The organism is Pantoea sp. PvP021, from assembly GCF_054056055.1.
Window position 1 is genome coordinate 86,302 of sequence record NZ_JBSRXX010000007.1, and the last position, 14,815, is coordinate 101,116.

Genomic DNA, 14,815 nt, shown 5'->3' on the forward strand with positions numbered 1-14,815 from the left:
CACGCCTCGTGTTACGGATGGAGCATGCTATCATCGGCGCTCTTTAAAACAGGAGTCACAGGATGAATGCTGTCGTTATCCTCTGCACCACGCCCGATCAGGCCACGGCGGAGCACCTTGCTGGCTTAGCGCTGGAAGCCAGGCTGGTGGCCTGTGTCACACTGCTGCCGGGCGCCACCTCCTGGTATCTCTGGCAGGGAAAAATGGAGCAGAGCAGCGAAGTCCAGATGCTGCTGAAATGCGACAGCGATCATCAGCAGGCGCTGTGTGATCTGCTCAAAGACGCTCACCCTTACGATGTGCCCGAACTGCTGGCGCTGCCGGTTCAATATGGAGACAGTGAATACTTGTCATGGCTGCACGCATCTCTCGCTTAATTACGCTTCTGCTGACGCTGTTTATCGGCCTGCAGGCGCACGCTTCACTCTTTTCAAATCCGGCGACCAGTCGCTTTGTGCCGGTCGATCAGGCCTTTACTTTTGACTTCGACCAGCAGGGCGCGCAGCTCAACCTGCACTGGAAAGTGAAATCGGGTTATTACCTCTATCGCCAGCAGATCCACATCACACCGCAGAACGCGACCATCGCGCCGTTAACGCTGCCGGCTGGTCAGCCGCATGAAGATGAATTCTTCGGCAAAAGTGAAATCTATCCGCAGGATCTGACGCTGCCGGTGACGCTGCAACAGGCGGCCAGCGGCGCCACGCTCAGTGTGACTTATCAGGGCTGTGCCGCCGCCGGATTCTGTTATCCGCCAGAAACGCGCAGCGTTCCGGTAAGTGCGGTGACCGCCAGCAGCGCACCGCCGCCGGTCAGCGCTCAGCCCGCGCCCGCCAGCCCGCTGCCTTTCTCGCCGCTCTGGGCGCTACTGATTGGTATCGGTGTCGCGTTTACGCCCTGCGTACTGCCGATGTATCCGCTGATCTCCGGCATTATCCTTGGCGGACAGCGCCACTATTCGCTGGGCCGGCTGTTCGCGCTGGCGATGGTCTATGTGCAGGGGATGGCGCTGACCTACACGCTGCTGGGAGTGGTCGTCGCGGCAGCGGGCCTGCGCTTCCAGGCCGCGTTGCAGCATCCTTATGTGCTGTTCACGCTCTCACTGCTGTTTATCGTGCTGGCGCTGTCGATGTTCGGCCTGTTTACGCTGCAACTGCCCGCCAGCCTGCAAACCCGCCTGACCCTGTGGAGTAATCGTCAGCAGGGTGGCTCGCTGCCCGGCGTCTTCCTGATGGGGGCGCTGGCGGGTTTGATCTGCTCGCCCTGCACCACGGCCCCGCTCAGCGCCATTCTGCTTTACATCGCGCAGAGCGGAAATCTGTGGGCCGGTGCCGGGACGCTGTGGCTCTATGCGGTCGGAATGGGATTACCGCTGATCGCCGTGACCCTGTTTGGTAACCGGCTGCTGCCAAAAAGCGGCCCGTGGATGCAAACCGTTAAAGAGGGCTTTGGTTTTGTCATCCTGGCGTTGCCGGTCTTCCTGCTGGAGCGGGTGCTGGGCGATGCGTGGGGATTGCGACTCTGGAGCCTGCTCGGCGTGGCGTTCTTTGGCTGGGCGTTCAGCGTCAGCCTGCGCGCCAGCAGCGGTAAGTGGCGCGTAGTGCAGATTATCATGCTGGCCGCTGCGCTGATCAGCGCACGCCCGTTGCAGGACTGGGCCTTTGGCGGATCGGCGCAGCAGCAGGCTGTGGCACCGCTGCCGTTCCATACTATCCAGACGCAGCAGCAGCTTGATAGCGCGCTGCAGCAGGCCCGCGGCCGCATCACCATGGTCGATCTCTACGCTGACTGGTGCGTCGCCTGCAAAGAGTTTGAAAAATATACCTTTAGTGACAGCGCCGTGCGCGATAGCCTGAGTCAGGTACAGCTGCTACAGGCCAACGTCACCGCCAACAACGCCAGTGATAACGCGCTGTTGCAGCACCTTCAGGTGCTGGGCTTACCGACGATTTTGTTCTTTGATGCGCAGGGCCGCGAAATCGCCGGATCGCGCATCACCGGATTTCTCAATGCCGCCGAGTTCCGGGCGCATTTGCAGAAACTTACCCCGTAAACAACACTGGAGTCAGGTCATTGCCCGGTGCATTACCGGGCCTGCATACCAGAGGAGAGTCACTTGCAGCGTGAACAGATACTCGAGCATGCATTGAATGTGCTTGAACAGAACGGCCTCGCCGCCACCCTCTCATTGGAAACCCTGGCGGGATCCGAATTAACCCGTGACCAGCTTCAGCAGTTCTGGCCCGATCGTGACGCCCTGCTCTACGATGCGCTGCGCTATCACGGGCAGCAGATTGATACCTGGCGACGCCAGATCCTGCTGGATGAATCGCTGTCGCCCGACCAGAAGCTGATGGCACGCTATGAGGTCCTGAGTGAGCAGGTCAGCAAAGGACGCTTTCCTGGCTGCCTGTTTATTGCCGCCTGTAGCTTCTACCCGCAGCCCGATCAGCCCATCCATCAACTGGCCGAACAGCAGAAACGCGGCTCATGGCAGTTCACCCACGACATTCTGGTGGAGCAGGCGCTGGACAATCCCAGCATGGTGGCCGATCAGATGGAGCTGATTCTTGAAGGCTGCCTCAGCAAGCTGCTGGTGAAGCGCAATGTGCAGGATGTCGCCACCGCACAGCGGCTGGCGGAGGATGTTTACAGCATCGCGCTATGCCGTAAAAATGGCGCGCTGGCCTGAGGTTTTACCCGCTTTGACTGAAAATCAGGCAATCAGTCACGTTTCCAGGGGTTTTTTAGTGAAAGCCGTTGACGACCCGCGGCCTTTACGGTTTAATGCGCCCCGTTGCCCGAATAGCTCAGTCGGTAGAGCAGGGGATTGAAAATCCCCGTGTCCCTGGTTCGATTCCGGGTTCGGGCACCATATTTAAAGAACCCGCCTCTGGCGGGTTTTTGCTTTTGTGGAACGAACCCGTTATCGAAGGTTCGATACACTCGCCACATCCTGTGGCTCACCCTCCGGGTCGCGCGAAGCCGCGCGATGCAAAAATGCTCCCGGCATTTTTGTCCGGGTTCGGGCACCATATTTAAAGAACCCGCCTCTGGCGGGTTTTTTGCTTTTGTGGAGCGAACCCGTTATCGAAGGTTCGATACACTCGCCACATCCTGCGGCTCACCCTCTGCTTCAGCACGCCACCCACACCGCACCGGCATCCGCCGATTTCACGCACTGCGCGACCCAGCGCACGCCCATTAATCCGGCATGCACGTCGGGATACCAGAAATCCTGCAGGAAATCGGTGTCACGGCGATCGGTGGCATCCATCGCCAGTGCGAAGCGACGATAAAGATTGGACCAGGCTTCAAACAACCCCTCGGTATGCCCTCCGCCAATGCGGTCCTCTTCCAGCGCGCGCGGATTAAGATAGCCCATGCCGCGCTCCAGAATGCGCACTGGCTCGCCCTGCACTTCATAGCGCAACTGGTTCGGCTGCTCATCCCACCACTCCAGACTGGCTTTCGATCCGACGACCCGAATCTTCTGCCCGTGCATCGATCCGGCATTCACCGCCGACGCCCATAACGTGCCGACCGCGCCGTTGTCATACTCCATCATCACAAAGGCGTTATCCTCCAGCGGCGCACGCGACGCGACAAAGCTCTGACGCGAACAGAGCAGACGTGTCACTTTCAGCTGTGGCAACATCGTTTCTGCAATAAATAACGGATGCGTCGCCAGGTCGCCTAACACGTAACTCGGGCCGACAAAGCGCGGATCGACCCGCCAGCGGGTGCTTTCACTCTGCAACTCCACCGCCTCATTATGGAAGCCGTGAGCAAACTGCATGTTAACGATGCGGATCTCACCCAAAGCCCCTTCGGCGATCATTTCCCTGGCCTGATGAACCAGCTGATGCCCGGCGTAACCGTAGGTGACGCCAACAACCTTCTGCTTCTCCCGGCTCAGCTGCTCCAGCTCATCCGCCTCTTCGACCGTAAAACAGAGGGGCTTCTCGCACACCACATGCAGCCCGGCATTAAGCGCCGCGCGGCAAATGGCGAAGTGAGTATTATTAGGCGTGGCGACAGACACCGCCTCAATGCCATCTTCACGCGCGGCTTCCCCGGCGAACAGGCTGGCATAATCGGGATAACAGCGGTCCGGTGCCACACCCAGCGCCTGACCAAACTCACGCCCGCGTGCGGCATCAATATCAAACGCCCCCGCCAGCAGCACAAAGTTTCCGTCACGCTGTGCCGCAGAGCGATGGATATAGCCAATCTGGCTGGTGCCGCCGCCGCCGATCATGCCCCAGCGCAGCGAGCGATTAGCCGCTTTTTTACCGTTAATCATGCTGTTGTCCTCAGAATCCTGTTGATCGGAGATAGTCCAGGCTGGCTTTAACATCCCGCAGACTGGTGTCGGCATGGCGCGGATCACGCTCCTGTTCGATGGTGATCCAGCCCTGATAGTTACGCTCAGTCAGCAGCGTGCGCACCGCCGGATAGTCAATTGCGCCCTGCCCCAGCGGACACATCACCCCCTGCGCGCAGGCAGTGAAAAAGTCGAGTCCGTGAGAGAGGGCGTCTCGCCAGACCCGCTGGTTAACGTCTTTGAAGTGGAGGTAATCGATGCGGGTCCAGTACTGTTGCAGCGAAGCGACCGGATCCATCCCGGCGTAATAGAGATGGCCGGTATCCAGGCATAAACCAGCCACCTGATGCGGAATATCACTGACCAGCCGCGCAAGCTCATCGGCAAACTCAATGCAGCCGCCCGCATGCGGATGGATCACCGGTCGCACGCCATACTCCTGCCAGGCAATCTCACTGAGAATGGTGATGTGTCGCATCATGCGCTGCCAGTCGTCAGCGGAGAGCCGTGGCGCTTTTTCTGACTGACCGGCATATTTCGCCCGCTCCGGATTCCCGAAGTCGATGATCACCAGATAAGGCGCGCTGGCGCCGGGCGTTTTGACGGCGGTTGGCACACTGGCCAGGGTACGGCACAGGTTGTGGGTCAGCGTCACCAGTTCAGGGAAATGCGCTTCACTGACCAAATCATCAAAAATCGTACCCGCCACCAGCGAAAGCTGATGCGCATTAAGCTGCCGGGTCAGTTCGGCTGCATCCGCTGGCAGATAGCCCCAGGGGCCAAGTTCAATACTGGGATAACCAGCCAGAGCGGCTTCAGTCAGGACTTTCTGCCATGGCGGCAGCCAGGGATTAGCGGGATCGTCCACGCCCCAGCTACAGGGCGCATTAGCAATGTGAAAGGTCATGATATCTGCCTGTGCAGTGAGAACTACTGGCAGTATCAAATGAAAATTTCATCTCAGACAACAATGAAAGTTTCATTTTTTGATAGAGATCGCGTTTAAATATTTCTTTATATGATAGGTTTCTATCAAATATCCACTAACCTGCTCTTTCTACAGGTTTTCACGCGTCACGATTTCAAAGGGTACGGTCACCTGCGCAAAATGGTCGCGCTGTTCCATCCGGCTGTTGAGGCAGGTGGCGATCACCGCCGCAGCCATGGCATCAATACGATGGCGCAACATCAGCGTAATGGTGCCATCAATCAGCGCCAGCTCATCGCCGGGCAGCGGACCGTGGCACAGCAGATCGATCTGCCTGCGTCCGCTGTCACGCAGCGCCTGCACCACGCCCTCTATGCCGCCGCAGGGCGCATAAATCATCACCAGATCATCATGGGTGTCCAGCAACTGCCGGGTCGCCTGATAGCCTCCTTCACCCGACTCATGCGTTTTTAACGGTTCCAGTACCCGCTGGCTGATGCCTGACTCGCGCAGGTAAGAGCGGAAACTGATCTCGCTGCTCTCCTGGCAGGTAAAGCGGTGATCGCCCAGCAGCACCCCAACGCATCCCGGCTGACGCAGCAGATGCTGTGCCATCCAGGCCGCCGTACGTCCCGCTTTCTGATTATCAATGCCGATAAACCCCGCGTGCTCACAGGGCGAGAAATCAGAAAAGAGCGCGTAAACCCGCACGCCCAGTCGGGACACATCCTGAATCGCGTGACGAATCAGCGGATGATCCAGCGCCACCAGCGCTATCACATCACTGCGCTGTGCCAGCAGACGCAGCGAGTGCGCCACCGCCTCCACTTCATGAATATCATGCCAGCAAAACTCAGGTTCGCTGCCCTGTGGCTGCTGCACCTTAAGCTGCTGTTTCAGCACCTCGCCCAGCTGCTGATAAAATGAATAACGGGCAGGCAGCAGGATAAAGCTCACGCGAACTGTTGCCGCAGCGAGCGGCGATGTTGTCCGGATGTGTGCCTGCGTCAGGTGATAGCCCAGCTCGCGGGCCGCAGCCAGCACTTTCTGCTCGGTCACGCTGCGCACCGGCGCGCGGCCATTCAGCACCCGATCCACGGTGGCCACGCCCACGCCCGCCGCCTGCGCAATGGCGGTCATCGTCACTTTTGACATTATCCTTCTCCCTGTTTCTGCTCTCTGTAGCGCTGGCTGACGGCTACGCCTTGATATTCTGTTATATGAAACATCAACACTCTATCGCGACCTGGCCATTTCCTCTCATTTATTTGATAGAAAGTCAGCGCCAATCTTGATCGTCCTCGCAAAATGAAACATTCATTTCTTTCTGTATTCTCTTTAAAACGCCCATTTGCTAAAACGGATAAAAATCCTGCGCCGATCGGGTTGATGGGATCACATCATTAAAAGGTTAGAGCGTCGACGGCGGGCTTTCTATAGTGGAGCCCTGAGCAGCACTTGCCTGCACGTACAAAAGGAAAAGTTATGTTCCCTTCAACGCTTCCGGTTCCACGCCTGACCGCTGCCAGCCAGGTACCACAGTTGCGCTGGGGCATTATCGGGCCGGGCTGGATCGCCGACCATTTTGCCCATGCACTGCGCAAGCATACCCACCAGCAGATCACGGCGGTGGCTGCGCGTGACCCGGCAAAAGCACAGGCCTTTGCCGACAAATGGTCAATCAGCCATGCCACGGGCAGTATCGACGTGCTGCTGGCGCGGGAGGATGTTGATGCGGTCTATATCGCTACGCCCCACAACCACCATTTTCCCGATGGTCTGCGCGCGATTGCCGCCGGAAAGCATCTGCTGATTGAAAAGCCGCTGGCGCTGAATGCTCAGCAGGCGACACAGCTTAAACTGGCCGCCGCTGCCGCGAACCTGCTCTGTATGGAGGCGATGTGGTGCAACTTCACACCGAAATATGACGTTATCCGTCAGCTGCTGGAGGATGGCGTGCTCGGCGATGTTCACACCCTGATTGCCGATCATGGCGAGTTTTTCACACCAGACCATCGCATCTTCAACGCCGATCTGGCGGGCGGCCCGATGCTGGATCTGGGCAGCTATCTGGTGGCGCTTAGCGTGTTTGTTGGCGGCGGTGCGCCTGACACGATCGTCGCCCGGGGCCAGCCCGTCCCGGCTGGGCGTGTAAACGGTCAGACGTCGATGCTGTTTACCCATCAGCACGGCATGCATTCGGTGCTGAATACCACCCTGTTCAGCAACACGCCAGGCGGCGCGGTGATCGCCGGACGCGAGGCCACGCTGGAACTGGCGGGCCAGTTCTATGCGCCTGGTAACTTCACCCTGACCTCCAGCGATCGGCGTCATCGCCTGCAGTGGCAGGAGCCTGCCAGCCGCTATGAACAGCTCTGTCATGAAATTAACCATTTCGCCTGGTGTATCGGTCAGAACCGGATCGATTCACCCATCCATTCGCTTGACCAGGCGATTACCACCCTGGCCACGATGGACAACGTCAGGCAGCAGATTGGCGTGACCTTCAATGAAGAACAGCAACCTTAATGTGCCCGGAGCAGAAAGATGAAAATCGCTTTTGATGTGGATGTGATTAAAGATTTAGGCATCACCCGTATGGTTCATCAGGTGGCCGACTGGGGATACAAATATATCGAACAGTCGCCGCATCCGCAGATCAACCCGTTTTATAAACATCCTAAAGCCAGCCGTGAAATCATCACCGAGTATAAGAATGCGTTAAACGCCACCGGGCTGGAGATCTCCTCGTTTATCGTGGTCTATCGCTGGTCCGGCCCGGATGAGCTGCGTCGGCAGGCGGCGGTGAAGAACTGGAAGCGGATGATCGAGATCGCGGTTGAGATGGGTGTGCAGGTGATCAACACCGAGCTCTCCGGCACGCCTAACGAGCCGGAAATCTGTGAAGAGATGTTCTATCGCTCCATGGAAGAGCTGCTGCCAATCATCGAACGTGAAGGCATCCGCGTCGAAATCCAGGCGCATCCATGGGATTTCTGCGAAGAGAACAACGAAACCGTGGATATCGTGAAGTCGTTTCGCAGCGATAACGTGAAGTATGTTTATAGCGCACCACACACTTTCTTTTATGACAAAGGCAAAGGTGATGTGAAACCGATGCTGGAGTATGCCGGTGACGATCTGTCACACATGCTGATCGCCGACACCATGAACCATACAAAACACTGTCGCTACATCGTTAACCCGCCAGGGGTGGATGCCACCATTCACCAGCATGTCGGCGTGGGCGAAGGCGAAGTGGACTTCGACACCCTGTTTAAAACGCTGCGCGACACCGGCTTTGCCACCCGCAGTTATAAAGTCGGCGGTGAACCGATCATCGCGGCGTCTCTGTTTGGCTACCCGGAAAAGATGAAGGTTCAGGCGGTAGAAACCCGCGAACTGATTGAGCGTGAACTGCTGTAACCCTGCCTGCCGTGCAGTCGCTGCTGACTGCACGGCCACCTCCGCTCAGGATAACGAACCACCTGCCTGACACACTTTTATTCACTTTTCTCCTGTGCCGCTGCCCGCCTGACATCAGCCCCCTGCAGCACGGCCTTGCGCAGCCAGCAGAGTTAAACCCCCTTCGCAGCACCTGCTACACTCCAGACCAATACCACACCATAAGGCGAACTTTCATTATGTCGGAAAATGCATATCAGCCCGCAAAAGTCTGGACCTGGGACCCTGAAGCCAAAGGTAACGGCGCTAAAACTAATCGTCCGTTCGCTGGTCCCACCCATGAAAAAGCGTTGCCGGTCGGCAAGCATCCTTTACAGCTCTATTCGCTTGGCACGCCTAACGGCCAGAAGGTGACCATCCTGCTGGAAGAGCTGCTGGCGCTTAACGTCAACGATGCGGAATATGATGCCTGGCTGATCCGTATCGGCGAAGGCGATCAGTTCTCCAGCGGTTTTGTCGACGTAAACCCGAACTCGAAAATCCCGGCGCTGAGCGACCACTCGGCAACGCCGCCGATTCGGGTATTTGAATCGGGCAATATCCTGCTCTATCTGGCGGAGAAGTATGGCTACTTCCTGCCGAAAGATATCGCTGGCCGCACCGAAACCCTGAACTGGCTCTTCTGGTTACAGGGCTCAGCGCCTTACCTGGGCGGTGGTTTCGGTCATTTCTATCACTACGCGCCAGAAAAAATTGAGTACGCCATTAACCGCTTCACGCTGGAAGCGAAGCGTCAGCTCGACGTGCTGGATCGTCAGCTGGCAGATAACCGCTATCTGGCCGGTGATGACTACACCATCGCTGATATCGCCACCTGGCCGTGGTACGGCAACATGGTGCTGAATGACCAGTATGGCGGTGCCGAATTCCTGGATGTGCACTCCTATAAAAATGTGGTGCGCTGGGCGAAAGAGATCGCGCTGCGACCTGCTGTAATTCGTGGCCGCAAGGTCAACCGTGTCATGGGCGACCCGGCCGATCAGCTGCACGAGCGTCATGATGCCGCTGACTTCGATACCAAAACCCAGGATAAAAAAGCTTAAGGAGAGATCTGTGAGTGCATATGTTGTATTTATTCGTGATAACACCCTGAACCAGGACGAAATGGCGATCTATGCCGAGAAAGCGGGCGAGGCTCGCGGCGATCATCAGATCAATCCTCTCGCCTTTTATGGCGAACTTGAAACGCTGGAAGGACAGGAAGCGGAAGGCGTGGTGATTCTGGAATTCGCGAGCCGCGAAGCCGCACATGCCTGGTATGACAGCCCGGAATATCAGGCTGCCAAAGCGCACCGTCTGAAAGGCGCGAACTATCGCGTGGTGCTGGTAGAAGGTGTGGCTAAGTAAAGATGCAGGCGGCAGCGATGCCGCCTTTTCTTATTGCAGTGTGATACACGCCACGCCATCCAGCCCCTGACTGCTGTGATCGTCATTGAAGCCCTGCTTCAGGGTGACGAACAGGGTCTGCCCGTCCGGTGAGACCAGCAGACTGTTGGGGTGGCTATCAAATGACCAGCTGTTTTTCACCTCATAGGTGGTGCCATCCAGCTGCAGCACCTTCTTCGATTCGCGCTGGCTGATATAAATCTCATTGCGCTTGCCATTAAACTTAATCCCCAGTGAGTCGCCCGGATTCAGACGCTTAATGACCTTGCCGCTGCGCTCATCAAACACCAGCGTATTTTTCGCTTTTGAATTATCCGTAACAAACAGGCGACCGGTTGCCGGATCCTCGGCCATATTCAGGAACAGATACTCCTGCCCGTCACCCGCCGTCAGGCGCTGCTCGATTTTGTTATTGCGCGGATTGATCACCAGGATTTCTCCGCTGCCGTTCGCCGCATAAATCCGGTCGCTGACCGGCGAGAAGATGATGCCTGTGACCCACTTCCCGGCATTTTTTATCCGGGTTTTCAGCGTCAGGGTTTTGGCATCAACCACCCAGATCACGCCCGGATCACCCACGCCGCCGACATAGAGCAGCCCGTCATGCAGAAAGATTTCACGCGTGCCATAGGGCATGCCTTTCTCGTTTTTCTCGTCAAACATCAGGCGCTTCAGCACCTTACCGTTATCAGGATCGATTTTAGAGATACCGCCATCCAGCGAGTTGGTGGCGTAGAGTGCGCTGCCGTCAGGCGCACTGATCAGACCAAAGTTTTTCAGGTCGAAGTGTCCCGCGCCGGTGCTCTGCAGCGTGGAAGCATCAAGACGGTAGATCATGCCGCCGCTGATATCTTTAAATCCCTGCGCGCTGGCGACATAGAGGGCATTTTTTGCTGGCAGATAGGCCATTTCGTACAAACCTTCACCCAGCTCGCGCTGAATCAGGTTATCCGGGCTGGAGGGCTGCATCACCACCGGCGCACTGGCATCCACTTTTTTCGCCGGCATCTGGCACGCCGTCAGGCTGAAGGTGGTCACCATCGCCAGTGTAAGTGCCGCTGTACGCGGACTGAACAACGCTTTCATACTTAACTCCCCTATCTGCCTGCTGCTCCCGGCTGGCCACAACGCAGAGGACAGGCAGGAAATAAAAAGAATAAGAATCATACGCAGCCGCTAAAACGCTGTAAACGCAGCGGCATGATGACGCAACCGAATCAGCTTAATGCGGTATGTTTATTGTACGCAGGCGTCTGGCCGCGCCAGAAACTGCCTTTAAAAGCCTGGCTAATCAACCGATTGCAGATTGCTCTGCAGAAACGCCACAAATGCGGTAATACGCGCCGGAAGCTGACGCTGCGCCTGCCAGACCGCAAAAATATCGCCATCCGGTGCCTGCCAGTCGGGTAACACCGGCAGCAGTTCGCCCGTCGCCAGACTGTGCTGCGCATCCCACCAGGAACGCAGCAAGATGCCATGCCCATCCATCGCCAGCCGCATCGCCACTTCGCCATCGTTGGTGATAAGACTGCCGCGCACTTTCTGATTGATGCTCTGTTCGCCGCTGGTCAGTCGCCACAGGGTAAAATCGCTGTCGTGCTGGCGCAGTAAAATGCAGTTGTGTTGTGCCAGATCGCGCACTGTCTCCGGCAGACCGTGCCGGGCGGCATAGGCGGGTGAGCAGCAGAGAATGCGCGGATTGGTACGCAGTTTGCGCGCCACCAGCCGTGAGTCGGGCGGTTCTCCGACGCGGATATCAATATCCATGTGGGCATCAAGAAAATTAAGTGGCTGGCTGCTGAGCTGCAGCGACAGCGAGAGTTCCGGGTGCAGCGCGGCAAAAGCCGAGACGCAGGGCGCAATATGCCGACGGCCAAAGCCAAATGAGGCGTTGATGTTAAGTGTGCCGCGCAGCTGGGCGGTTTCGCCGCTGACCGCCTCTTCCAGCGCCGCCAGCTGATCCAGCAACGGACGCGCACCCGCCAGATATCGGCGCCCTTCCGGCGTCAGCTCCAGTCGTCGCGTGGTGCGGCGCAGGAGTTGCACACCAAGCCGCTGTTCCAGCTGGCTCAGACGTTTGCTGACCGCCGCCAGCGACAGTCCCAGTTCGCGCGCCGCCGCAGTCAGGCTATCCAGCGCAGCCAGGCGAACAAAGAAGGCTAAATCATCGGTGGAGGTGCGGGATTCTCTACTTTTATTCAACACTGGATTGCCTTTCAGGCTCATTATTTCCCCGTAAGCGACAGTTATACTGCGTACACAATTCGAACATCAACCGGAAAGGTACCCTGTGACTGACAAAATTCACTCTGTTGCCGTGATCCCTGGCGACGGCATCGGCAAAGAAGTGATGCCGGAAGGCGTCCGTGTAATGAATGCGGCCGCAGAGAAATTTAACATTCCGCTGCGCTGGGAGTGGTTCGATTACGCCAGTGCCGACTACTGGCAGCAGCATGGCAAAATGTTGCCTGACGACTGGTTTCCACAGCTGAAAACCTTTGATGCAATCTATTTTGGCGCGGTCGGCTGGCCCGATGTGGTGCCCGACCACGTTTCACTGTGGGGCTCGCTGCTGCAGTTCCGCCGGGAGTTCGATCAATATGTGAATCTGCGTCCGGTGCGACTGATGCCAGGCGTCAAAGCGCCGCTGGCGAATCGTCAGCCCGGCGATATCGACTTCTATGTGGTACGCGAAAACACTGAGGGTGAATACTCCAGCGTCGGCGGCACCATGTTCCCCGGCACCGAACGTGAAGTGGTGATTCAGGAGACGGTGATGACGCGCACCGGCGTCGATCGCATCCTGAAGTTTGCCTATCAGCTGGCGCAGAGTCGGCCGAAGAAACACCTGACCTCCGCCACCAAATCGAACGGCATTGCCATCACCATGCCCTACTGGGATAGTCGCGTTGAAGCCATGGCCGGTCAGTTCCCCGAGGTTCGCGTCGATAAGTATCACATCGATATTCTCACCGCTAACTTCGTGCTGCATCCGGACTGGTTTGATGTGGTGGTCGCCAGCAATCTGTTTGGCGATATCCTCTCCGATCTCGGCCCGGCCTGTACCGGCACCATCGGCATCGCCCCTTCGGCCAATATCAATCCGGAAGGCCTGTTCCCCAGCCTGTTTGAACCGGTTCACGGTTCTGCGCCCGATATCGCCGGTAAAGGCGTCGCCAATCCCATCGGACAGATCTGGTGTGGCGCGATGATGCTGGAGCACCTCGGCTACAAAGCGGCAGGTGATGCGGTGTTAGACGCGATTGAACGCACGCTGGCAGCGGGTGAGCACCTGACGCGCGATCTCGGCGGCAGCGCCAGCACCGAACAGCTCGGTATGGCCATCGCCGCCGCGCTGTGATTTAGTCCGGCAACTGCACCACGCACTCGGGGTGCCAGCCTGGCGGTAACGGTTCCGGCCGTATTATCGCCAGGCTGTGCAGTTGCAGGTTCTCCACCCCGCGTGCAAACAGGCCCGGCAGCCCGCCGGGATAGCGCTCTACGCCAAAAGCTTCGCCGGTTTTCGGGTCAAGTTTGTAGGCGTTATCCAGCCCCATGCCGGTCGGGGAGTCCGGGTTACAGGGCGGCCGTACGTCATAGTGTCCCTGTGCAACCGGTGCCACGGTCTGCCGCATCTGCAGCTGGCTGATGACCACATCGCGTATCCAGCCCGGTTCTGCGGCATGCAGGTTAATCGCCCCTTCCGCCACGCCCGTAACGTTACTGAACTGCACCTGCTCTACGATGCCGGGCGTAATGGCGGGATCGCGCCTGCGCACCGAAATATGCAGCGGATCGGCTTTTCCCCAGTGACAGGGCGGCGCATGGTGACAGGCAAAAGTCAGATTACTGAACAGCAGACGCCGCATCGCGCCGCCGTCACGCGACAGAATGCCAATGCCACGGTTGGAATCAAAAATGGTGCAGCCGGTCACCGTGACATCTTCCACATCATCCCAGGTTTCAGTGCCGATTTTAAAGGCGCAGCTGTAGCTACGCAGCAGGCAGTTGGTGATCATAATCTGCCGCGCCGGACGCCGCAGCGCGGCCGGTTTATGGGTGGTTTTGATGCAGATGGCATCATCGGCGGCACTGAGATAGCTATTGCTGACAAACACCGCTTCGCAGCTGTCGATATCGAGCGCATCGGTATTCGGCATGGTCATGGCATTGTCGATGGTGAGGTGGTCGATATGCACATGGCGACAGCTCACCAGATGCACCGTCCACATCGGCGCCTGCACGATGGTAAAAGCGGTCAGCGTTACCTGCTCACAATCTTCAAACACAATGATCCGCGGCCGGTCCGCACGCGGCAGGCGATAGCCCTGCTCGTCACGCTCAGCGGCAAACCAGGCTTCACCGTCACCGTCTATACGGCCGGTGCCGCTGATGGTGATATTGCGCTGGCCCAGCGCATAGAGCAGCACATTGTGGGACTTCTCAGCACAGCTCAGCGCCTGTACCGCCTGGTAATCAGCCAGCCGCTGACTGGCGATCAGCACCGCGCCCGCTTCAAGATGGAGTTCAAAATCAGAGGGCAGATTCAGGCAGCCGCTGCGATAACGCCCGGCAGGCAGGGTCAGACGGCCACCGCCCGCCGCCGCAATCTGATCCATAGCGCGTTGCAGCACGGCCGTGTCCGGGGTTTCGCCATCGGCGACAGGGTGAAAATCAGCAAGGGAAAGGTGCATCATGCGTCTCCCGCA

At 57.8% G+C, this 14,815-nt stretch carries 14 protein-coding genes and 1 tRNA gene; 9 read left to right on the forward strand and 6 right to left on the reverse strand.

The annotated features are described in order from the left end of the window. Positions 1 to 62 precede the first annotated feature (62 nt). The 4 genes from cutA (at position 63) to ACVKSX_RS17540 (ending at position 2,875) form a co-directional block, all read left to right on the forward strand. Entirely contained in the window at positions 63 to 377 is a 315-nt protein-coding gene (cutA, locus tag ACVKSX_RS17525; RefSeq protein ID WP_354439257.1) for a divalent cation tolerance protein CutA, read from the forward strand. Further along, a complete protein-coding gene (locus tag ACVKSX_RS17530) occupies positions 353 to 2,053 on the forward strand; it encodes a protein-disulfide reductase DsbD (RefSeq protein ID WP_354439258.1) in 1,701 nt (566 codons plus the stop codon). The genes cutA and ACVKSX_RS17530 overlap by 25 nt, the downstream gene beginning before the upstream one ends. A 63-nt stretch (positions 2,054 to 2,116) precedes the next feature. Continuing rightward, positions 2,117 to 2,692, forward strand: coding sequence for a division control transcriptional repressor DicD (gene dicD, locus ACVKSX_RS17535; protein WP_010252014.1), 576 nt, complete (start codon positions 2,117 to 2,119; stop codon positions 2,690 to 2,692). A gap of 107 nt (positions 2,693 to 2,799) precedes the next feature. Then, a tRNA-Phe gene (locus ACVKSX_RS17540) sits at positions 2,800 to 2,875 on the forward strand. A gap of 261 nt (positions 2,876 to 3,136) precedes the next feature. On the opposite strand, the gene ACVKSX_RS17545 is transcribed toward ACVKSX_RS17540, so the two are convergent. The 3 genes from ACVKSX_RS17545 to ACVKSX_RS17555 form a co-directional block, all read right to left on the reverse strand. Next, the gene (locus ACVKSX_RS17545) at positions 3,137 to 4,306 is read right to left on the reverse strand and encodes a Gfo/Idh/MocA family protein (protein WP_010252017.1); all 1,170 of its coding nucleotides are present in this window, start codon (positions 4,304 to 4,306) and stop codon (positions 3,137 to 3,139) included. A gap of 10 nt (positions 4,307 to 4,316) precedes the next feature. Further along, positions 4,317 to 5,234, reverse strand: coding sequence for a TIM barrel protein (locus tag ACVKSX_RS17550; protein WP_052271185.1), 918 nt, complete (start codon positions 5,232 to 5,234; stop codon positions 4,317 to 4,319). Between the two features lie 150 nt (positions 5,235 to 5,384). Then, a complete protein-coding gene (locus ACVKSX_RS17555) occupies positions 5,385 to 6,410 on the reverse strand; it encodes a LacI family DNA-binding transcriptional regulator (RefSeq protein WP_266093884.1) in 1,026 nt (341 codons plus the stop codon). A gap of 330 nt (positions 6,411 to 6,740) precedes the next feature. Here ACVKSX_RS17555 and ACVKSX_RS17560 point away from each other — a divergent pair, with 330 nt between their 5' ends. The 4 genes from ACVKSX_RS17560 to ACVKSX_RS17575 all read left to right on the forward strand — a co-directional run bounded on the left by ACVKSX_RS17560 (position 6,741) and on the right by ACVKSX_RS17575 (position 10,067). Then, on the forward strand, positions 6,741 to 7,784 hold the full coding sequence (locus tag ACVKSX_RS17560; RefSeq protein WP_010672024.1) for a Gfo/Idh/MocA family protein: 1,044 nt from the start codon (positions 6,741 to 6,743) through the stop codon (positions 7,782 to 7,784). Between the two features lie 18 nt (positions 7,785 to 7,802). Further along, positions 7,803 to 8,681 carry a sugar phosphate isomerase/epimerase family protein gene (locus ACVKSX_RS17565; protein ID WP_354439261.1) on the forward strand — a complete coding sequence of 293 codons (879 nt, stop codon included), beginning with the start codon at positions 7,803 to 7,805 and terminating at the stop codon, positions 8,679 to 8,681. Positions 8,682 to 8,899: 218 nt separating this feature from the next. Continuing rightward, positions 8,900 to 9,763, forward strand: a complete 864-nt coding sequence (gene yghU / locus ACVKSX_RS17570; protein WP_022625250.1) for a glutathione-dependent disulfide-bond oxidoreductase — start codon at positions 8,900 to 8,902, stop codon at positions 9,761 to 9,763. A gap of 10 nt (positions 9,764 to 9,773) precedes the next feature. Then, a complete protein-coding gene (locus ACVKSX_RS17575) occupies positions 9,774 to 10,067 on the forward strand; it encodes a DUF1330 domain-containing protein (RefSeq protein ID WP_010252030.1) in 294 nt (97 codons plus the stop codon). 30 nt (positions 10,068 to 10,097) lie between these two features. Here the strand turns inward: ACVKSX_RS17575 and ACVKSX_RS17580 are convergent, their stop codons facing one another. After that, positions 10,098 to 11,192 carry a YncE family protein gene (locus ACVKSX_RS17580; RefSeq protein ID WP_354439263.1) on the reverse strand — a complete coding sequence of 365 codons (1,095 nt, stop codon included), beginning with the start codon at positions 11,190 to 11,192 and terminating at the stop codon, positions 10,098 to 10,100. 201 nt (positions 11,193 to 11,393) lie between these two features. Beyond that, complete coding sequence (locus ACVKSX_RS17585) at positions 11,394 to 12,332, reverse strand: LysR family transcriptional regulator (RefSeq protein WP_022625248.1); 939 nt, start codon at positions 12,330 to 12,332, stop codon at positions 11,394 to 11,396. Between the two features lie 64 nt (positions 12,333 to 12,396). On the opposite strand from ACVKSX_RS17585, the gene ACVKSX_RS17590 reads away from it, so the two are divergent. Next, positions 12,397 to 13,467, forward strand: a complete 1,071-nt coding sequence (locus tag ACVKSX_RS17590; RefSeq protein WP_010252034.1) for a tartrate dehydrogenase — start codon at positions 12,397 to 12,399, stop codon at positions 13,465 to 13,467. Between the two features lies 1 nt (position 13,468). Here the strand turns inward: ACVKSX_RS17590 and ACVKSX_RS17595 are convergent, their stop codons facing one another. Then, positions 13,469 to 14,800, reverse strand: coding sequence for a glycoside hydrolase family 28 protein (locus tag ACVKSX_RS17595; RefSeq protein ID WP_182504686.1), 1,332 nt, complete (start codon positions 14,798 to 14,800; stop codon positions 13,469 to 13,471). Positions 14,801 to 14,815 lie beyond the last annotated feature (15 nt).

Coding starts and splice junctions, on each gene's coding strand:
- cutA (WP_354439257.1), top strand. CDS start 63: ATGAATGCTGTCGTTATCCTCTGCACCACGCCCGATCAGGCCACGGCG.
- ACVKSX_RS17530 (WP_354439258.1), top strand. CDS start 353: ATGGCTGCACGCATCTCTCGCTTAATTACGCTTCTGCTGACGCTGTTT.
- ACVKSX_RS17545 (WP_010252017.1), bottom strand. CDS start 4,306: ATGATTAACGGTAAAAAAGCGGCTAATCGCTCGCTGCGCTGGGGCATG.
- ACVKSX_RS17550 (WP_052271185.1), bottom strand. CDS start 5,234: ATGACCTTTCACATTGCTAATGCGCCCTGTAGCTGGGGCGTGGACGAT.
- ACVKSX_RS17555 (WP_266093884.1), bottom strand. CDS start 6,410: ATGTCAAAAGTGACGATGACCGCCATTGCGCAGGCGGCGGGCGTGGGC.
- ACVKSX_RS17560 (WP_010672024.1), top strand. CDS start 6,741: ATGTTCCCTTCAACGCTTCCGGTTCCACGCCTGACCGCTGCCAGCCAG.
- ACVKSX_RS17565 (WP_354439261.1), top strand. CDS start 7,803: ATGAAAATCGCTTTTGATGTGGATGTGATTAAAGATTTAGGCATCACC.
- yghU (WP_022625250.1), top strand. CDS start 8,900: ATGTCGGAAAATGCATATCAGCCCGCAAAAGTCTGGACCTGGGACCCT.
- ACVKSX_RS17580 (WP_354439263.1), bottom strand. CDS start 11,192: ATGAAAGCGTTGTTCAGTCCGCGTACAGCGGCACTTACACTGGCGATG.
- ACVKSX_RS17585 (WP_022625248.1), bottom strand. CDS start 12,332: ATGAGCCTGAAAGGCAATCCAGTGTTGAATAAAAGTAGAGAATCCCGC.
- ACVKSX_RS17595 (WP_182504686.1), bottom strand. CDS start 14,800: ATGCACCTTTCCCTTGCTGATTTTCACCCTGTCGCCGATGGCGAAACC.